The 20,149-nt window shown below is 63.7% G+C and carries 12 protein-coding genes, 1 tRNA gene and 2 rRNA genes (1 of these 15 cut by a window edge); 13 read left to right on the top strand and 2 right to left on the bottom strand.

Annotated features, from left to right (window positions below):
- The 5 genes from FPZ54_RS12025 to FPZ54_RS12005 all read left to right on the top strand — a co-directional run.
- Positions 1 to 2,748: ribosomal RNA gene (locus tag FPZ54_RS12025) — 23S ribosomal RNA — on the top strand (it extends 46 nt beyond the left edge of the window).
- 102 nt (positions 2,749 to 2,850) lie between these two features.
- Positions 2,851 to 2,965: ribosomal RNA gene (gene rrf / locus FPZ54_RS12020) — 5S ribosomal RNA — on the top strand.
- A 130-nt stretch (positions 2,966 to 3,095) separates the two neighbouring features.
- Positions 3,096 to 3,172 (top strand) — tRNA-Met (locus FPZ54_RS12015).
- A 97-nt stretch (positions 3,173 to 3,269) separates the two neighbouring features.
- The gene (locus FPZ54_RS12010; RefSeq protein ID WP_145847521.1) at positions 3,270 to 3,551 is read left to right on the top strand and encodes a class I SAM-dependent methyltransferase; all 282 of its coding nucleotides are present in this window, start codon (positions 3,270 to 3,272) and stop codon (positions 3,549 to 3,551) included.
- On the top strand, positions 3,548 to 4,039 hold the full coding sequence (locus tag FPZ54_RS12005) for a hypothetical protein (RefSeq protein ID WP_145847519.1): 492 nt from the start codon (positions 3,548 to 3,550) through the stop codon (positions 4,037 to 4,039). The genes FPZ54_RS12010 and FPZ54_RS12005 overlap by 4 nt, the downstream gene beginning before the upstream one ends.
- Positions 4,040 to 4,206: 167 nt before the next feature.
- Here the strand turns inward: FPZ54_RS12005 and FPZ54_RS12000 are convergent, their stop codons facing one another.
- Both FPZ54_RS12000 and FPZ54_RS11995 read right to left on the bottom strand, forming a co-directional pair.
- Positions 4,207 to 5,691: an MFS transporter gene (locus FPZ54_RS12000; protein ID WP_145847517.1), complete on the bottom strand. Its 1,485-nt coding sequence runs from the start codon at positions 5,689 to 5,691 to the stop codon at positions 4,207 to 4,209.
- A 20-nt stretch (positions 5,692 to 5,711) separates the two neighbouring features.
- The gene (locus tag FPZ54_RS11995) at positions 5,712 to 6,740 is read right to left on the bottom strand and encodes a LacI family DNA-binding transcriptional regulator (protein ID WP_145847515.1); all 1,029 of its coding nucleotides are present in this window, start codon (positions 6,738 to 6,740) and stop codon (positions 5,712 to 5,714) included.
- 233 nt (positions 6,741 to 6,973) lie between these two features.
- Here FPZ54_RS11995 and FPZ54_RS11990 point away from each other — a divergent pair, with 233 nt between their 5' ends.
- The 8 genes from FPZ54_RS11990 (at position 6,974) to FPZ54_RS11955 (ending at position 20,091) form a co-directional block, all read left to right on the top strand.
- Positions 6,974 to 9,685: a TonB-dependent receptor gene (locus tag FPZ54_RS11990; RefSeq protein WP_145847513.1), complete on the top strand. Its 2,712-nt coding sequence runs from the start codon at positions 6,974 to 6,976 to the stop codon at positions 9,683 to 9,685.
- A gap of 47 nt (positions 9,686 to 9,732) precedes the next feature.
- Positions 9,733 to 11,256: a tryptophan halogenase family protein gene (locus tag FPZ54_RS11985; RefSeq protein WP_145847512.1), complete on the top strand. Its 1,524-nt coding sequence runs from the start codon at positions 9,733 to 9,735 to the stop codon at positions 11,254 to 11,256.
- Positions 11,253 to 13,061, top strand: a complete 1,809-nt coding sequence (locus tag FPZ54_RS11980) for an alpha-amylase family glycosyl hydrolase (RefSeq protein WP_145847510.1) — start codon at positions 11,253 to 11,255, stop codon at positions 13,059 to 13,061. The genes FPZ54_RS11985 and FPZ54_RS11980 overlap by 4 nt, the downstream gene beginning before the upstream one ends.
- A gap of 14 nt (positions 13,062 to 13,075) precedes the next feature.
- Positions 13,076 to 14,683: an alpha-amylase family glycosyl hydrolase gene (locus FPZ54_RS11975; protein ID WP_145849780.1), complete on the top strand. Its 1,608-nt coding sequence runs from the start codon at positions 13,076 to 13,078 to the stop codon at positions 14,681 to 14,683.
- Positions 14,684 to 14,715: 32 nt separating this feature from the next.
- On the top strand, positions 14,716 to 16,773 hold the full coding sequence (locus tag FPZ54_RS11970; RefSeq protein WP_186456748.1) for a glycoside hydrolase family 97 protein: 2,058 nt from the start codon (positions 14,716 to 14,718) through the stop codon (positions 16,771 to 16,773).
- Positions 16,774 to 16,862: 89 nt separating this feature from the next.
- Positions 16,863 to 17,330, top strand: coding sequence for a (2Fe-2S)-binding protein (locus tag FPZ54_RS11965; protein WP_145847508.1), 468 nt, complete (start codon positions 16,863 to 16,865; stop codon positions 17,328 to 17,330).
- Positions 17,327 to 19,468, top strand: a complete 2,142-nt coding sequence (locus FPZ54_RS11960) for a xanthine dehydrogenase family protein molybdopterin-binding subunit (protein WP_145847506.1) — start codon at positions 17,327 to 17,329, stop codon at positions 19,466 to 19,468. The genes FPZ54_RS11965 and FPZ54_RS11960 overlap by 4 nt, the downstream gene beginning before the upstream one ends.
- Complete coding sequence (locus tag FPZ54_RS11955) at positions 19,465 to 20,091, top strand: Isoquinoline 1-oxidoreductase subunit (protein ID WP_145847503.1); 627 nt, start codon at positions 19,465 to 19,467, stop codon at positions 20,089 to 20,091. The genes FPZ54_RS11960 and FPZ54_RS11955 overlap by 4 nt, the downstream gene beginning before the upstream one ends.
- The last annotated feature ends 58 nt before the right edge of the window (positions 20,092 to 20,149 follow it).

Below are 20,149 nucleotides of genomic sequence, written 5' to 3'. Positions count from 1 at the left end.
CGATGAAGGACGTGGCACGCTGCGATAAGCGTCGGTGAGGTGTGAGCAACCTTTGACCCGACGATTTCCGAATGGGGAAACCCACCTATCCCGATTATTCCTAAGCTGGTTCGCCAGATTGGGAGTAATCGAGAAACAGGTATCACTTAGCTGAATAAAATAGGCTTCGTGAAGCGAACCCGGAGAACTGAAACATCTCAGTACCCGGAGGAAAAGACATCAACCGAGATTCCGTTAGTAGTGGCGAGCGAACGCGGACCAGGCCAGTGCCTTCATTTCAACTAGCAGAACAGTCTGGAAAGGCTGACCATAGCGGGTGACAGTCCCGTATGCGAAAGTGATGATGAAGGACTCGAGTAGGGCGGGGCACGTGAAACCCTGTCTGAACATGGGGGGACCACCCTCCAAGCCTAAATACTCGTACATGACCGATAGCGAACTAGTACCGTGAGGGAAAGGTGAAAAGCACCCCGATGAGGGGAGTGAAACAGTACCTGAAACCGAACGCCTACAAGCAGTTGGAGCTCCTTTATGGGGTGACAGCGTACCTCTTGCATAATGGGTCTGTGACTTAGTGTATCAAGCAAGCTTAAGCCGTTAGGTGTAGGCGCAGCGAAAGCGAGTCTGAATAGGGCGATTGAGTTTGATGCATTAGACCCGAAACCCGGCGATCTAGGCATGACCAGGTTGAAGGTGGGGTAACACTCACTGGAGGACCGAACCGTTTAATGTTGAAAAATTATCGGATGAGTTGTGTTTAGGGGTGAAAGGCCAATCAAGCCGGGAAATAGCTGGTTCTCCGCGAAATCTATTGAGGTAGAGCCTTGGACGAATACCCTAGGGGGTAGAGCACTGGATGGTTGCGGGCGGCGCGAGCTGTACCAATACTAACCAAACTCCGAATACCTAGGAGTACTATCCAGGAGACAGACGGCGGGTGCTAAGGTCCGTCGTCAAAAGGGAAACAGCCCTGACCTACAGCTAAGGTCCCCAAGTCATCACTAAGTGGGAAAGCATGTGGGAATCCCAAAACAGCCAGGAGGTTGGCTTAGAAGCAGCCATCCTTTAAAGAAAGCGTAACAGCTCACTGGTCTAAACAAGGGTTCCTGCGGCGAAAATGTAACGGGGCTAAAGTGATGCACCGAAGCTTAGGGTGTGTAGTTTACTACACGCGGTAGCGGAGCGTTCCGTAAGTCTGTGAAGCCGAAGGGTAACCGACGGTGGAGATATCGGAAGTGCGAATGCAGACATGAGTAGCGATAAAGAGGGTGAGATGCCCTCTCGCCGAAAGACCAAGGGTTCCTGCTTAAAGCTAATCTGAGCAGGGTGAGCCGGCCCCTAAGACGAGCCCGAAGGGGGTAGTCGATGGGAACCACGTTAATATTCGTGGGCCTGGTGGTAGTGACGGATTTCTTGTGTTGTATGTCCTTATCGGATTGGACATGCTTCGACGAAGTCCCAGGAAATAGCTCCACCGTATAGACCGTACCCGAAACCGACACAGGTGGTCAGGTAGAGTATACCAAGGCGCTTGAGAGAAGTGTCCTGAAGGAACTCGGCAAATTGCCTCCGTACCTTCGGAAGAAGGAGGCCCTGTTATTGCGCAAGCAGTAGCAGGGGGCACAGGCCAGGGGGTAGCGACTGTTTAGCAAAAACACAGGGCTCTGCTAAGTCGGCTTCAAGACGACGTATAGGGCCTGACGCCTGCCCGGTGCCTGAAGGTTAAGTGGAGGGGTGCAAGCTCCGAAACGAAGCCCAGGTAAACGGCGGCCGTAACTATAACGGTCCTAAGGTAGCGAAATTCCTTGTCGGGTAAGTTCCGACCTGCACGAATGGCGTAACGACTTCCCCACTGTCTCCAGGACATGCTCAGCGAAATTGAATTCTCCGTGAAGATGCGGAGTACCCGCGGTTAGACGGAAAGACCCCGTGCACCTTTACTGCAGCTTCAGAGTGGCATTAGGAATTAATTGTGTAGCATAGGTGGGAGGCTTTGAAGCACTGGCGCCAGCTGGTGTGGAGCCTACGGTGAAATACCACCCTGTTGATTTCTGATGTCTAACCTCGAACCGTTATCCGGTTCAGGGACCCTCTGTGGCGGGTAGTTTGACTGGGGCGGTCGCCTCCTAAAGAGTAACGGAGGCGTGCGAAGGTTGGCTCAGATCGGTTGGAAACCGATCGTTAGAGTGCAATGGCATAAGCCAGCCTGACTGCGAGACTGACGAGTCGAGCAGAGACGAAAGTCGGTCATAGTGATCCGGTGGTCCCTCGTGGAAGGGCCATCGCTCAACGGATAAAAGGTACGCCGGGGGATAACAGGCTGATGATTCCCAAGAGCTCATATCGACGGAATCGTTTGGCACCTCGATGTCGGCTCATCACATCCTGGGGCTGGAGCAGGTCCCAAGGGTTTGGCTGTTCGCCAATTAAAGTGGTACGTGAGCTGGGTTCAGAACGTCGCGAGACAGTTTGGTCCCTATCTGCCGTGGGCGTCGAAATTTGAGAGGAGTTGACCCTAGTACGAGAGGACCGGGTTGAACATACCTCTGGTGTACCAGTCGTTCCGCCAGGAGCGCAGCTGGGTAGCTATGTATGGACGGGATAACCGCTGAAAGCATCTAAGCGGGAAGCCTCCCTCAAGATAAGATTTCTTTAGGACGGTGGTAGACCACCACCTTGATAGACTGGATGTGGAAGCGCGGTAACGTGTGGAGCTAACCAGTACTAATTGTCCTATTCGCGCTTGATGAGTCCCACCATCAATGACAGCTTTGGCTGCTATTGAGGTTGTTGGCTCAGACTTTGGTGCACGCATCGATTTGAAATTGCCCACCTGCACCTGCTTCATTGCTTGGTGACCATAGCGTCAGTGACCCACCCGATCCCATCCCGAACTCGGCCGTGAAACCTGACTGCGCCGATGGTACTATTGCTCAAGCACTGGAAGAGTAGGTCGTCGCCAGGCATTGAAGCCGGTGTAGGTGGGAAACCCATTCACAATGTCAGATACGCAAAACGCGCGTCGCGCTTACCGGCGCGGCGCGTTTTGCTTTTTGGGCGCCATCGTTTTTAAACAACGGCGCCCAGATCGATGGCGCGGGGTGGAGCAGCCCGGTAGCTCGTCAGGCTCATAACCTGAAGGTCGTTGGTTCAAATCCAACCCCCGCAACCATCACCAACAGCCGCCTTTGGGCGGCTTTTTTTGTGTCCGGCGTAGATCGGGTCGCGGGCGGCTTGTGCCATGGTCGGCGCTCGGCCACCATCGGCGCATGGGCATCTTCCTTTCCCGTCGCGCACTGCTGGTTGGTGCGGGCTGCGCCGCGACCCTCGGGCCGACGCGCGCGCGGGCGGGCGAGGCCGAGGTTCCCTATGTCCCGACCCCGCCGGAAGTGGTCGAGGGGATGCTGGACATGGCGGGTCTCAAGCCCGGCGAGCGGCTGATCGATCTCGGGTCCGGCGATGGGCGGATACCGCGCGCCGCCGCGCGACGCGGCGCCACCGCGCTGGGGGTCGAGATCGACAGCGGCCTTGTCGCACGCGCGCCGCATTGACCCGGCTCGAAGGGCTGGAGGACCGCGCGCGCTTTCTCCGCGACGACCTGTTCACCGTCTCGTTGCGCGATGCGGATGTGGTGACCCTCTATTTGCTCCCCGCCGTCAACGAGCGGCTGAAGCCGAAATTGCTGACCGAGATGAAGGCCGGGGCGCGGGTCGTCAGCCATGCCTTCGACATGGGGGATTGGAGTCCTCAGGAGCGGCGTGAGGTTTCGGACAAGAACCTCCTCCTGTGGATCATCCCCGCCGTCGCCGGTGGCAGCTGGCGGCTTTGGCGGAGCGATGGAAGCAGCGCGCTGCTGGTGATCGATCAGCGCTACAGCCGCGTCTCGGGAACGCTTGACGGACGGCCGTTACGCAACGCCCGGCTGGCCGGAGCAGATCTGAACTTCGCGGTGGACGGCGTGACCCATCGCGGTACCGTCGGCGATCGCACGATCGTCGCGGCCGATGGGTCGGGATGGCGCGCCGAGCGGGTCGTCTAGAGTCGGATTCGGCTGCGCTGAATTGCCGCACCAGCCCGCTCCCACCCGGCCACCCATTGAGGATGCCTTGTGGGCGGCCGGGTGGGGGAACGGGCTGGTACCGCAACCGGTGCAGCTTTGCTGACCCAACTTCTAGCAAATCGCAGTGACGCGAGGCGGAGGGAAGATCACCCCTCTTTCACCCGCGTCATCGCCAGCGCGGCGAGGCCCAGCGTCCCCGCTGCAAACGCCATCGTCCAGATCGGTTCGCCGGGGAAAAATGCCTGCATGATCGATCCCATCACCGTCGCCACCAGCAATTGCGGCACGACGACGAAGACATTGAACAACCCCATGAAAATGCCGAGCTTCGCCTGGGGCAGGTTCGACGCGAGGATCGCATAGGGCATCGCCAAGATCGATGCCCAGGCGATGCCGATGCCGATCTCGCTGACGATCAGCCAGTGGGGGTCGCGGATGACGAAGAAGCTGGCGAACCCCGCCGCGCCGCAGAGCAGACCGAAGATATGCGTTCGCGCCTTGCCGAATCGCGCGGCGAGCAACGGGAGCAGGGTCAGCGCAGCGATTGCCGCGACCCCGTTATAGACGGTGAACAGCACCCCGACCCAGTTCGCGCCCTCCTGATAGCGCGAATCGGCGGCGTCGGGCGCGCCATAGAATGCGCCCGCGACGACCGGAGTCGTGTTGATCCACATGATGAACAGCGCCGACCAACTGAAGAATTGCACGAGCGCGAGCCGCTTCATGATCGGCGGCATACCCGCAAAATCGCCGACGATGCTGGCGAGCATGTTCGCACCGCGCCCGCTGCGCGCGAGCCGGATCGCGATCAGGCTGGCAATGCCATAGGCGGCGAGCAGCCCGCCGAGCAGATAGACTTCCTTTTCCAGCCCGAGCTGTCCGACTGCGACGATCACCGCCCCGCCTGCGGCCAGCCAGGCAAAACCGGAAATGTTGCCGCGTTCCGCCAGCGCCCGTGCGCCTGCATCCGCCGCTTCGGCCCGGGCGCCGTCAAACGCCGCCATCTGTTCGGGGCTGTATTCGCGCGTGGTCAGGATCGTCCAGAGAACGGCGAAGAACAGCGCAGCCCCGCCGAACCAGAAGGCGTAACGGACCGTGTCCGGGATGCCGCCACCCGGCGCGGCGTTGGAAACGCCCAGCTGCTCCAGCGCCCAGGGAAAGATCGATCCCACGACCGCGCCCGCGCCGATAAATGCCGTCTGCACGGCATAGCCGGCGCTATGCTGATCCTTGCGAAGCATGTCGCCGACGAACGCGCGGAACGGCTCCATCGAGATATTGAGCGACGCGTCGAGCACCCACAGCATCACCGCCGCGAACAACAGCGCCGGCGCCAGCGGCATCGCGAACAGCGACAGCGCGGCAAGGATTGCCCCCGCAAGGAAATAGGGACGCCGCCGCCCGAAGCGCCCGAACCAGGTCCGATCGCTCAGATGCCCGATCACTGGCTGGACCAGCAGCCCGGTCAGCGGCGCCGCGATCCACAGAGCGGGGAGATCATCGATGCTAGTCCCCAGCGACTGGAAGATCCGGCTCATATTCGCATTCTGAAGCGCGAAGCCGATCTGGATGCCGAAGAATCCGAACGAGATATTCCACAGGCCCCAAAAGCCCTGGCGCGGTCTTTCCATCGAAAATCCTTGAACTGAAGTCAGGCCGGGGCGCCGCAGGAGCGGCGAACGACCAGTTTGGCGGGAAGCAGGACGTCATGGACGCGATCGTCGCGGATGCAGCCGAGCAGGGTTTCGACCAGCATCCGCCCGGCGGCGCGGGTGTCCTGCATGACGGTGGTGAGCGGCGGGTTGGTGAAGCTCGCCGCGGCGATGTCGTCGAATCCGACGATTGCGACATCCTCCGGAACGCGCCGCCCATACGCGGCCAATGCCCGCATCGCGCCGATCGCGATCAGATCGCTGGCGGCGAGGATGGCGTCGAACGGCGCGCCGCGCGCGATCAGTTCCTCCGCCGCGCCCGCGCCAGCCTCTTCCGACGTGAGCGCATCGACCTGGAGCCTCGGGTGGGGGGCGATTCCCGCCTCACGCAGCGCCGCCGCATAGCCGCGATAGCGGTCGTGGAATTCGGGATAATGGCTGGAGGCGGTGCCCAGAAAGGCGATGTCGCGACGCCCCAGATCGACCAGATGGCGGGTTGCCGCCCGCCCGCCGCCATGATTGTCGCACCCGACGGTCAGGCCCGCACCCCCGCCCTCGACCGACCCCCAGCGCACGAAATGCGTCCCCTGTGCGATCAGTTCGGTCAGCTTGGCGCGATAGAGCTCATAATCGCCATAGCCGAGCAGGATCAGCCCGTCGGCGCGGCGCGAATCCTCGAAATCCTGATGCCAGTCGCTGCCCAGCTGCTGGAACGAGACGAGCATGTCCTGCCCGTGATCGGCGCAGGCGCGCATGATCGATCCGAGCATCGAGAGAAAGAAGGGGTTGATCGCGCTGTCGTCGGCGGTCTCGTCCTGAAAGATCAGCACGGCGAGCGTTTCGGCGTGGCGGCTGCGCAGGTTCGATGCGGCCTTGTCGACGCGATAGTTCAGCCGTTGGGCGATCGCCTCGATCCGCATCCGCGTCGCCTCGTTGACGCCGCGGCCACCGCGCAGCGCGCGCGACACCGTGGGCTGCGACACCCCGGCAAGGTGCGCGATATCGAAGGATGTAGGCTTGCGATGCATGGCCCAGGCACGATTCCCCTAAACGTCCGCGGATGTGCCCTCCGCTTGACGCCCGTGACGTTGAGCGCCTTTCCGCACGGCGTCAATGTTGCGCAGCGGCCACGCAGCATGGTTCGCACGGCTGAATACGTATGCCACGTACTGGCGCCCGGCGGCAGTTGCGCGGACAAGGCTTTCCAACGCGCTCAACGGCGCGGCCCGGCCTGTCGGAGGCCGGTTTAGGGGAGGAATTCATGCGTCAGCTAGCTGGCGGCCGCGCGGCCGCTCGACTTTCCATCGGTACCAGCGGGGGCGCCATCGCCGCCGCGCTGATCGTCGCGGGGCTTTCCGCACCCGCTTATGCGCAGGATGCGGCACCGGCCGAGCCTGCGGGCGAGGAAATCGTCGTCACCGGTTTCCGCGCGGCGCTCGAAAGCGCGGTCTCTACCAAGAAGGATTCGGAGCAGATCGTCGAGTCGGTCTCCGCCGAGGATATCGGCAAGCTGCCCGACGCATCGATCGCCGAATCGATCGCGCGCCTGCCTGGCCTGACGTCGCAGCGCATTTCGGGCCGCAGCTCGTTCATCTCGATTCGTGGCTTCGGCCCCGATTTCTCGTCGACCCTGCTCAACGGGCGCCCGCAGACCTCGACCAACGACAATCGCGGGATCGAGTTCGATCAATATCCTTCCGAAGTCGTCAGCGCGGTCAACGTCTACAAGACGCCGAACGCCTCGCTGACCAGCCAGGGTCTGGTCGGCACGGTCGATATCCGCACGATCCGGCCGCTGGAATATGGCAAGGAAGTCTTCGCGGTCGGCGCGCGCGGCATCTATACCGATATGGGCAAGCTCAACAGCGGGTCAAAGGAATGGGGCTATCGCCTCAACGCGACCTATGTCGGGCGGTTCATGGACGACCGGCTGGGTGTCGCGCTCGCCGCTGCCTATGTCGACGAGCCCTATCAGATCGAGGAGTTCGAGGCCTGGGGCTATGCGACCGACCCCAGCGGCGACAATGTCGTCGGCGGCGTGAAGCCGTTCGTCACGACCTCACAGCTCAAGCGGCTGGGTATTTCGGGGACGATCCAGGCCGATTTCGGCAGCAACTGGATGCTGACGCTCGACGGTTTCTACTCGAATTTCGACGATACCCAGATCAAGCGGGGCATCGAACTGCCGCTGGCTTGGAGCGGCGCGGTGCTGTCGCCGACCGGCCGGGAAGTGCAGGACGGGGTGATCACCGCCGGCACCTTCTCGAACGTCGAAGGCGTCGTGAACAACCACAACTACCTGCGCCAGGCCGATCTCTATTCGGGTGGTATCAACCTCAACCACAAGGGCGATGACGGCTGGAACGTCAATTTCGACTTTGGCTGGTCGCGCACCGACCGGCGCGAACTGATCCTCGAATCGAACGCGGGCACCGGCCCCGGCGGCGGCGTCGGCGCGACCGATACGCTGAGCTTCCGTACCACGCCGCAGGGCACCTATTTCACCTCGCACGTGCTCGATTACAGCGACCCGAACCTGATCGTGCTGACCGATCCGCTCGGCTGGGGCGGCGGTGCGCCGGGCGGACGCCAGCATGGCTATTATAACGACCGCATCGTCGACGATGAGCTGTTCAGCTACCTCGCGGAGATCGAGAAGGAGTTCGACGGCGGCTTCATCAAGAGCGTGAAGCTGGGCGCCAACTATGTGGATCGCGAGAAGTCGCTGGTTCCCGACGAATATTATCTCCAGCTCGCGGGCGGCGCGCTTCAGGCGCAGGTCCCCGCCGAATATCGGCTTGAGCCGACCAATCTCGACTATCTCGGCCTCGGCCCGATGCTGAGCTACAACCCGCTCGATCTGCTCAATGGCGGCGTTTACACCCGCGTGGCCAACACGGGCCAGGACGTGCTGTTCAAGAGCTTCAGCGTCGAGGAAGAGGTACTGAGCGCCTACGCCATGGCCAACATCTCCGCCGAGTTCGGCGGGGCGCGGCTGACCGGCAATTTCGGCGTGCTGGCGCAGAGCACCAACCAGAATTCGACCGGCTATATCATGACCCCGACGGGACCGCAGCTGCGCACGCTGGGCGACGATTATTGGGACGTGCTTCCCAGCCTCAGCCTGTCGCTGCGCTTCGACAGCGATTTCGTGATCCGCTTCGGTGCGGCGCGCGAGATCCAGCGGCCCCGGCTCGACGACATGCGCGTCAACATCTCCTATGGTCCGAACCTGGCCGAGGGGATCGTGACCGGCAGCGGCGGCAACCCGTCGTTGCGCCCCTATCGGGCGACCGCGTTCGACCTGACGTTCGAGAAATATTTCGGACGCAGCGGCTATGTCGCGCTGCAGCTGTTCCACAAGACGCTCGACAACTACATTTACACCGCCGAACGGCCGTTCGACTATTCGAGCTATCCGGTCATCCAGCCGACCCCGCCGGTCGATACGATGGGGCGCATCTCGCAGCCGTTCAACGGCGAGGGCGGCAAGATCTACGGTGCGGAATTCGCCGGGACCGTGCCGTTCGAGACCTTCACCTCGGCACTGTCCGGCTTCGGCGTCACCGGCGGCGTTTCGTACACCAAGTCCGAGATCAGCCCCGAGCCGGGCCAGCCGCCGGAGAACATCCCGGGCTATTCGGACTGGGTCGCCAACGGCACCGCCTATTTCGAGAAATGGGGCTTCAACGTTCGCGGCAGTGTGCGGTATCGCTCGACCTTCCTGGGTGAATTCTCTGGCCTCGGCGCGGTGCGTCAGCGCCGCCGTGCGCTGGACGAGACGATCATCGACGCGCAGATCGGCTATGACTTCCAGCCGGGCAGCGCGCTCGAGGGCCTGTCGCTGTTCCTCCAGGGCTCGAACCTGACCGACGAGCCGTTCGTCGCGATCAATCCGGGTCGTCCGCTTGAGGTGATGAACCATCAGCGCTTCGGTCGCCGGTTCCAGGCGGGCTTCACCTTCAAATTCTGATCCGTGTATCCCCCGGCGGTGCAGCCGCCGGGGGGAAAGGCGAACCGATGTCTGAACGATTGCGCAGCATCGTCGTCGCGGGCGGCGGGACCGCCGGCTGGATGACCGCAGCGGCGCTGGCGCGCTTCTGTGGAAAAGGTTGGCGGATCACCTTGGTCGAATCCGAGGAGATCGGGACCGTCGGGGTGGGCGAAGCCACCATCCCGATGATCCGCAATTTCAACCAGGCGCTCGGCATCGACGAGGCCGAGTTCCTGCGCGCGACGCAGGGGACCTACAAGCTTGGCATCGAATTCGCCGGATGGGGCGGTTTCGACGATTGCTATATGCACGCCTTCGGACTGGTCGGGCGCGGGCTGGGACTGTTGCCGTTCCACCATTATTGGTTGCGCGCACGCGCCGCGGGCCGCGCCGCGCCGCTTGGGCAGTATGTGCTCAACCATGTCGCAGCCTATGGCAACCGCTTCGCGCATGTTCAGCGCGCGGCGGACAGCGTGATGCCGCCGATGCCCTATGCCTTTCATTTCGATGCGGGCCTCTATGCCGCTTATCTGCGAAGCTATGCGCAGGCGCGTGGCGCGGGGCGGGTCGAGGGCCGCATCGTCGATGTCGAGCGGGATGGCGAGAGTGGCGACGTTGCCGCGCTGACGCTGGCGGGGGGCGAGCGGATCGCGGGCGATCTGTTCGTCGATTGCTCGGGCTTTCGCGGGCTGCTGATCGAGGGCGCGCTGGCGACGGGGTACGAGGACTGGAGCCACTGGCTGCCGTGCGACCGGGCGGTCGCGGTGCCCTGTGCCGGGACCAGTCCCTGGACGCCCTACACCCGCGCCACCGCGCTCAAGACCGGATGGCAATGGCGCATTCCGCTCCAGCACCGCACCGGTAACGGCCATGTCTTTTCCTCCGCGCATATCAGCGAGGATGAGGCGACCGCGACCCTGCTCGCCAATCTCGATGGCGCGGCGCTTGCCGAACCGCGGATGCTGCGCTTCACCACAGGCAAGCGGAAGCGGGTTTGGAACCGTAATGTCGTCGCGATCGGCCTGTCGGCCGGGTTCATCGAACCGCTGGAGTCGACCAGCATTCACCTCATCCAGACCGGCATCAACCGGCTGCTCGATTTCCTCCCCAACGGACCGGTGGCGGATGCCGATCGCGACGCGTTCAACCGGATGGCGGATTTCGAGATCGATCGCATTCGCGACTTCGTGATTCTTCACTATGCCGCGAACGGGCGCAGCGGAGAGCCCTTCTGGGATATGCTGCGCAACATGCCGCTGCCCGAGCTGCTGGCAAACCGCATCGCGATGTTCCGCGCCAATGGCCGGATCGTGCGCGAGCATGACGAGCTGTTCGATGTTGCGGGTTGGGTACAGGTGATGGTGGGTCAGAATATCCTGCCGCAACGCTGGCACCCGCTCGCCGATCAGCTCGACGACGCGCAGCTCGACCAGTTTCTCACCACCGTGGCCACCGCCTTTTCCCGCGATGCGGAGCGGATGCCCGACCATCAATCCTATCTCGCGCGCTTTGCCGCGACCCCTCAACCCCAGGAAGTGACCCGCGTATGAAGCTGCTCCCGCTGATCCTCGCCATCGCGATCGCCAGCCCCGCGCTGTCCCAGACCGCGCCCGCGCTGCGCGAACGGACGGCCGAGCAGGAAATACTCTATTTCATGCTCCCCGACCGGTTCGAAAATGGCGATCCGACGAACGATCGTGGCGGGATCGCGGGCGACCGGCTGACTCACGGATTCGACCCGACGCACAAGGGATTCTTCCATGGCGGCGACCTGAAGGGGCTGATCGCGCGGCTCGACTATATCCAGGGGCTGGGCGCGACCGCGATCTGGCTGGGGCCGATCTACAAGAACAAGCCGGTGCAGGGCGGTCCGGGGCAGGAGAGCGCGGGCTATCACGGCTATTGGATCACCGACTTCACCCGGGTGGATCCGCATTTCGGCACCAATGCCGAGATGAAGGCGTTCGTCGACGCGGCGCACGCGCGCGGGATCAAGGTCTATCTCGACATCATCACCAACCACACCGCCGATGTGATCCAGTATCGCGAATGCCCAAAGAGCGCCTGCGAATACCGCAGCCGCGCCGATTATCCGTATCAGCGTCGCGGCGGGGTCAAGGGCGCGGCGATCAATCCCGGCTTTATGGGCGATTCTGTCCAGACGGCGGAGAATTTCGCGAAACTGACCGACCCCGATTACGCTTACACCCCGTTCGTCCCCGAGGCGGAAAAAGCGGTGAAGGTGCCCGCCTGGCTCAACGATCCGATCTTCTACCATAATCGCGGCAACACGACCTTCCGCAACGAAAGCTCGACGATGGGCGATTTCGTCGGACTCGACGATCTGATGACCGAGAATCCGCGCGTGGTTCAGGGATTCATCGATATCTACGGCGGCTGGATCGACCAGTTCGGCATCGACGGGTTCCGCATCGATACCGCACGGCATGTGAACCCCGAATTCTGGCAGGTGTTCGCCAAGGCGATGCAGGAGCGCGCCGCGGCGAAGGGTATCCCGAACTTCCATATCTTCGGCGAGGTCGCGAATGAGGGCGATGCAGGCGACCTCGCGCTGCACACCCGCGTCCACCAGTTGCCCAGCGTGCTCGATTTCGGCTTCCGCGCTGCGGTGCAGGCGACGGTTGCTGGAACCAAGGGCACCGACACGCTTGCGGCGCTGTTTGATCGCGATGCGCTGTACGAGGGCGGGGCAGCGACCGCGCTCAAGCTGCCGACCTTCATCTCCAACCACGATCATGGTCGCTTCTCGACCGATGTGCGCAAGGCGTTTCCCGATGCGGACGATGCCGAGCTGCTGGCGCGTGTGAAGCTCGGTCATGCGATGCTGATGCTGCTGCGCGGCGTGCCGACCGTCTATTCGGGTGACGAACAGGGGTTCATCGGCGACGGCAACGACCAGGACGCGCGCGAGGACATGTTCGCGAGCAAGGTCGCAGTGTATAACGACAACAGGCTGATCGGCACGGCGAAGACGACCGCCGAGGCCAATTTCGACCGCGATCACCCGCTTTATGCCGAGATCGCGAAGCTGTCGGCGGCGCGCCGTGCGAGTCCTGCGCTGAGCCACGGGCGACAACTGACGCGCAATTATGACGAGGTCCCGGGGCTATTCGCGGTGTCGCGCTTCGATCCGCAGACCGGGGCGGAAGTCGTGGTCGCGTTCAACACCAGTGCCAAGCCGATCACCCGGCAGGTCGAGGTTGGCGTCGGATCGACCCGCTTCACATCCATCATCGGCAGTTGCGCCGCCACCCCCGCCGCGCCCGGAAGCCTGACCGTGACCTTGCCCGCCTTTGGCTATATCGCCTGCGCCGCGTCGGGAGAAGGCAATTGAGTCAGCTTGCCGCGATGACAGTGACCGATGCCGACAATGACTGGTGGCGCGGCGCGGTGATCTACCAGATCTATCCGCGCAGCTTCGCCGATTCGAATGGCGACGGGATCGGCGACCTTCCCGGCGTGACCGCGCATCTCGATCATGTCGCGGCGCTTGGCGCCGATGCGATCTGGCTGTCGCCCTTCTTCACCTCGCCGATGCGCGACTTTGGCTATGACATTGCCGACTATTGCGGAGTCGATCCGATCTTCGGCACACTGGCCGATTTCGACGCGCTGATCGCCCGCGCCCATGCGCTGGGACTTAAGGTCATTATCGACCAGGTCTATTCGCATACCTCCGACCAGCATGTCTGGTTCCAGGAAAGCCGTTCCAGCCGCGACAATGCCAGGGCCGACTGGTATGTCTGGGCCGATGCCAGGGCAGACGGAACGCCGCCCAATAACTGGCAATCGGTGTTCGGCGGGCCGGCCTGGACCTGGGACGCGCGGCGCGGCCAATATTATATGCACAATTTCCTGAGCGCGCAGCCGGACCTCAATCTGCACAACCGTGCGGTACAGGACGCGGCGCTGGCAGCGGCGCAATTTTGGCTGGAGCGCGGCGTCGATGGCTTTCGCGTCGATGCGATCAACTTCGCGATGCATGATCCGCAATTGCGCGACAATCCGCCTGCGCCCGATGACGGTCGCCCCCGGACCCGGCCGTTCGATTTCCAGCAGCATCTCTACAATCAGAGCCATCCCGATATCGTCCGCTTCCTGGAACGCCACCGCGCGCTGACCGACGCGCATGGCGGCGCGTTCACCGTCGCCGAGGTGGGCGGCCCGACCCCTCAGGCTGAGATGCACGCCTTCACCGCAGGGAGTACGCGGCTCAACAGCGCCTATGGCTTCGACTTCCTCTACGCCCCCGCGCTGACCCCGGCGCTGGTCAAACAGGCGGTCGAGACCTGGCCAGACGCGCCGGGCACGGGCTGGCCAAGCTGGGCATTCGAGAATCACGACGCGCCGCGGGCGGTGTCGCGTTGGGTGGATCCTGACCATCGCGACGCCTTTGCGGCGATGAAGATGCTGCTGCTGCTGTGCCTGCGCGGCAATGCGATCCTGTTTCAGGGCGAGGAACTGGGGCTGACTCAGGTCGATATCCCGTTCGACCAATTGCAGGACCCCGAGGCGATCGCCAACTGGCCGCTGACGCTGAGCCGCGACGGCGTGCGCACGCCGATGCCGTGGCAGGCGGATGCGCCCAATCTGGGATTCGGCGAGGGGAAGCCGTGGCTCCCGGTCGGCGCGGACCATGAGGCGATGGCGGTGGATCGCCAGACGCGCGACAATGGCTCGCTGCTCAACCTGACGCGCGGGCTGATCGCGATGCGCGCGGCAAGTCCCGCCTTGCGGCAGGGCGCGATGCAGGTGATCGAGGCGGGCGACGCGTTGCTGGTCTTCACCCGCAGCCATCGCGGCCAGCGGCTGATGTGCGCGTTCAATCTGGGCAAGGAGACGCTGGCATGGCATCCAGCGGGTCCGGATCGCATCCGGGTGCTGGCGGCCGTCAACGGTGCGCAGCCGGGCACCCTGCCCCCCTATTCGGGGATGGTCCTCGAAACGATTGGATGACGCGCATGAGGCGCCAACGACAGGAGAGTAAGATGCGTGGATTATTGGCTCTGACAGCGTTGACGCTCGCAGGCGCGGCCCCGGCATTCGCGCAGGACGTGGCGCAGGGAACGGCACAGCGCGACGGCGGCATCTCCGCCGTCTCGCCCGACGGGGCGTTACGGGTCACCGTGACGGTGGATGGCGACGGGCGGCCGCATTATGCGGTGACGCGAAAGGGCCAGCCGCTGGTGCAGCCTTCGCGGCTCGGCTTCCTGCTGACCGACGCGCCGAAGCTGGAACGCAATTTCGCGATCGACAGTCACACGGTTTCGAGCGCCGACACGACATGGGAACAGCCCTGGGGCGAGTGGCAGAGCGTGCGCGACCGGCACACCGAACTGCGCGTGCGGCTCAAGGAGACTACCGCGCTGGCGCGGGTGATGGACGTCGTCTTCCGCGTCTTCGATGACGGGTTCGGCTTCCGCTATGAATTTCCGGGACAGGACAATCTCAAGACGCTCAACATCGCGGACGAACTGACCGAGTTCGCGCTGGCGAGCGACGGCACAGCCTGGTGGACCCCGGCGGGCGAATGGAACCGCTACGAATATCTCTACAACAAGACGCCGGTGAGTGCGGTGACTCAGGCGCATACGCCGGTGACGATGAAGCTGGCCGATGGCACCCATCTGGCGTTCCACGAAGCGGCTCTGGTCGATTTCGCCGGCATGTGGCTGCGCCGGGTCGAGGGGACACGGTTCCGTGCAACACTCTCGCCCGCATCGGGGTCGGCCCGGGTCACCCGCGACGCACCCTTTACCACGCCTTGGCGCACTGTCCGCGTCGCCGACACGGCGCCGCAGCTCTACATGTCGCAGCTTGAGCTGAACCTCAACGAACCCAACAGACTGGGCGATGTCAGCTGGTTCACGCCAAGCAAATATGTCGGCGTGTGGTGGGAGATGCATCTCGACAAGGCGACCTGGGCGAGCGGCGACAAGCTCGGTGCCAAGACCGCGAATGTGAAGCGCTATATCGATTTCGCGGCGAAGAACGGCTTCCGGGGTGTGCTGGTCGAGGGTTGGAATGTCGGCTGGGACGGTGGCTGGTTCGACAATGGCGACGCCTTTGATTTCGACAAGCCGGTCGCCCAGTTCGATATGGCGGCGCTGTCCGCCTATGCAAAGAAAAAGGGCGTTCACCTCATCGGCCATCACGAGACCGCCGGCGGCGCGAGTCAGTATGAGGCGCAGCTCGACGATGCCTATCGCTTTGCCGCGGCGAACGGGATCGAGGTGGTAAAGACCGGCTATGTCACCGATGCCGGACAGGTCGACCGCGACTGGCCGGACGGCAAGCGCACCCAGGAATGGCACGACGGCCAGTTCATGGCGCGCCATCATCTCAAGGTCGTAGAGACCGCAGCGAAGTACAGGATCGCAGTCAATCCGCACGAACCGATCAAGGATACGGGGCTGCGCCGCACCTATCCCAACTGGGTCAGCCGCGAGGGCGCGCGCGGCCAGGAGTATAACGCTTGGGGCGTTCCGAAGAACGGCCCGGACCATGAGGCCAACCTGTTCTTCACCCGGATGCTGGCCGGGCCGTTCGACTTCACGCCGGGGGTGCTGAGCCTTGAGGGCAAGAATGGCGAGCCGATCGAGTCGACGCTGGCAAAGCAGCTCGCGCAGTACATCGTCCTTTATTCGCCGATCCAGATGGCGGCCGACCTGCCCGAAAATTACGCGAAATATCCCGGTGCCTTTCAGTTCATCAAGGATGTCGCGGTCGACTGGACCGACACGCGCGTGCTGAACGGCGAGGTCGGCGAGTATGTCACCGTGGTACGCAAGGCGAAGGGGACGGGCGAGTGGTTCCTTGGCGCGGTGACCGACGGGACCGCGCGAACGACGCAGGTGAAACTCGACTTCCTTGAGCCGGGCAAGCGTTATGAGGCGCAAATTTATCGCGATGGCGAGGGGGCGGACTATCGCACCGACAAGCGCCACGCGATCGTGATCGAGAGGAAGGCGGTGACGGCCGACGACACATTGTCGATCTGGATGGGTCCGGGCGGCGGCGCCGCGGTGCGCTTCGTCGCGCGGTGATGCGAACGTTTCGCAGGTGAGCGATTTGCACTAGAGGAACCTTTGGGGGCGGTCTAGCCTCTGTCGAGGACAGAAGGAGGCCGCCCCTCATGGCCACGACATTCGACCTCAACGGAAAATCCGCGACCTTCGATGGCGACCCTGAAACGCCCCTGCTGTGGGTTTTGCGCGACCATCTTGGGCTGACAGGCACCAAATATGGCTGCGGCGTTGCGCAATGCGGGGCGTGCACCGTACACCTCGATGGCAAGAACCGGCGGTCGTGCGTCACCCCGGTCGGCATGGTCGCGGGCAAGCACGTGACGACGATCGAGGGCGCGAGCGGAAAGGTCGCCGATGCGGTGAAGGCCGCCTGGGTCCAGATCGACGTGCCGCAATGCGGTTTCTGTCAGTCGGGGCAGGTGATGTCGGCGATCGGCCTGCTCACCGCCAAGCCCAAGCCGACCGACGCCGATATCGATGCGGCAATGGCGGGGAACATCTGCCGCTGCGCCACCTATGTCCGCATCCGGCAGGCGATCAAGGATGCTGCGGGTGTGAAGGGAGAGCGGGCATGAACGCCGTCGCAAACCGCCGCGCGTTCCTGACGGGGGGTGCCGCGCTCACCATCGGGTTCACGCTGTCGGTCAAGGGTGCCCGCGCGACAACCACACCCTTGCTCATGCCCAACGCCTTTGTCCGGATTCATGGCGATGATGGTTCGGTCGTGGTCATCGCAAAACATGTCGAGTTCGGGCAAGGGCCGGCGACGGGCGTCGCGACGATCATCGCGGATGAACTGGACGCGGCCTGGGACCAGGTGCGCGTGGTGTTCGCCCCGGCCAATGACACGCTCTACAAGAACCTCGCCTTCGGCACGATGGGCGTCGGCGGATCGACCGCGATGCGCGAAAGCTGGGACCAGATGCGCATGGCCGGCGCGGCGGCGCGTGCGATGCTGGTCGAGGCGGCGGCAAAGCGCTGGGGCGTCGAGCCGGGCGCGATCACCATCGCGCAAGGCATGGTCAGCGCCGGTAGCCGCAAGGCGAGCTTTGGCGAACTGGTGGAGGATGCGGCGAAGCTGCCGGTGCCGCAAAAGCCGGTGCCCAAGACCCCGGACCGCTATGTCTATATCGGCAAGCATGTGTCGAAGGTCGACAGCAAGGCCAAGACCGACGGGTCGGCGCTGTTCACGCAGGACGTTCGCCTGCCCGGCATGGTTCATGCCGCCGTGCGCCGCCCGCCGGCATTCGGCGCGACGGTCAAGAAGGTCGAGGACGGCGCGGCACGCGCGATCCCCGGCGTGCTCGACGTCAAGCCGATCCCGAGCGGGGTGGCGGTCTATGCCCGCGACACCTGGACCGCGCAGCGCGGCGCTGCCGCCCTTGAGGTCGACTGGGATATGGCGAAGGCGGAAACGCGATCGTCGGACCAGATGCTCGCCGAATATAGCGCGGCGGCACGCACGCCGGGCAAACAGGTCGAAGCGACGGGCGATGCCGCTGCTGCGCTCGCCCGCGCCGCCAAGGCGATCGATGCGACCTATTATTTCCCGTTCCTCGCGCACGCCCCGATGGAAACGATGGACTATGTCATCGAAAAGAAGGGCGAGGGGATCGCGGTTCATGCCGGTAGCCAGTTCCAGGTCGGCGAGATGCGCGCCATCTGTGGCGTTGCCGGGGTTCCGTTCGATAAGAGCGCGCTGGTCCAGCATTATGCCGGGGGCAGCTTCGGTCGCCGTGCAACCCCGGTGATGTTCGACGGCACCGAAGCCGCAGCCTGCGCCCGCGCCTATGGCTTTGCCGCGCCGGTCAAGGTGGTGGCGAGCCGTGAGAATGATCTGACCGGCGGATTCTATCGCCCGATGACGGTGCATCGCGTGCGCGCAGGGATCGACGCCAGCGGCGCGATCAGCGGATGGGATCAGGTCTGCGCCGCCAAGTCGATCATGAAGGACACGCCGTTCGAGGCGATGGGCATTCGCGACGGCATCGACGGAAACATGATCGAGGGTGCGAACGACAGCAACCAGTACAGGATCGGCGATTTCCGGCTGGGCCAGCATCTGATGCAGGGCGGCGTGCCGGTGCTGTGGTGGCGGTCGGTGGGCCACACCCACACCGCCTTCGTCAAGGAAACGATGATCGACGAACTGCTCGAACTGGGCGGCAAGGATCTGGTCGCGGGGCGGATGGAACTGCTCAAGCACGACCGCGCCAAGGCGGTGCTGGCCAAGGTTGCGGCGATGGCGGCGTTCGGCAAGCCGGCGAAGAAGGGCCGGGCCAAAGGCATTGCGGTACATGAGAGCTTCGACAGCTTCGTCGCGCAGGTCGCCGAAGTGTCCAAGGGGGCGGACGGCCTGCCCAAGGTGCACAAGGTCTGGTGCGCGGTCGATTGCGGGATCGCGATCAACCCCGATATCATCCGCGCGCAGATGGAGGGCGGCATCGGCTATGGCCTGGGCCATGCGCTCTATGCCGAACTGACCCTGGGCGCGGGCGGCGTGGTGCAGCAGAGTAATTTCGACAGCTATCGATCGTTGCGCATCGGCGAGATGCCCGATGTCGAGGTGGCGATCTTGCCCTCGACCGAAAAGCCGAGCGGGGTGGGCGAACCGGGCGTGCCCCCGATCGCGCCTGCCGTCGCCAATGCCTGGCGCAAGCTGACCGGCAAGGCGGTCCGCCGCCTCCCCTTCGCGCATGGAGACAATGCATGAGCGTGCAACGCTATGGCCTGATCGCGCTCGGCCTGGCCGCCGTCGCGCTGCCCGTCGCCGTAGTAGCATCGGGCCAGTCGGCGGCGCCGGTCGGGCTGAAGCCGGTCGCGGCGTTCGCGACCATTTCGGACCCGGCGGCGCGGTCCGCAGCGATCTTTACCGAGATGGGCAAGGTGCTGACCCATCCGCGCTGCATCAACTGCCATCCGCGCACCGACAGCCCGTTGCAGGGGGACGACATGCGCTTCCACATGCCACCGGTCGAACGCGGACCGAAGGGCGAGGGCGTGGCGGGGATGGAATGCTCCACCTGTCACGGGCCGCGCAACGTGACCTTTGCCGATGGCAAGGGCAGCATTCCAGGCCATCCGCTGTGGCATCTCGCGCCTGCGTCGATGGCGTGGGAGGGCAAGACGCTGCGCGAGATTTGCGAACAGCTCAAGGACCGCAAGCGCAACGGCGGCAAGACGCTGGCGCAGATCCACGAGCATAATGCGAGCGATACGCTGGTCGGCTGGGGCTGGAACCCGGGGCCGGGCCGCACGCCTGCGCCGGGGACCCAGGCACAGTTCGGGGCGCTGACCAAGGCGTGGATCGACAGCGGAGCGAAATGCCCGGCCTGACCGGTTCGGGCAGGCGCGAAGCATGACCCGTTGACGCGCCGCGCGTCTCGTCGCACCC

The sequence above is a fragment of the Sphingomonas suaedae genome (genome assembly GCF_007833215.1).
GTDB classification, from domain to species: Bacteria; Pseudomonadota; Alphaproteobacteria; order Sphingomonadales; family Sphingomonadaceae; genus Sphingomonas; species Sphingomonas suaedae.
Note: the sequence above shows the minus strand (reverse complement) of the source record. Positions and strands in the feature narration are given on the sequence as shown.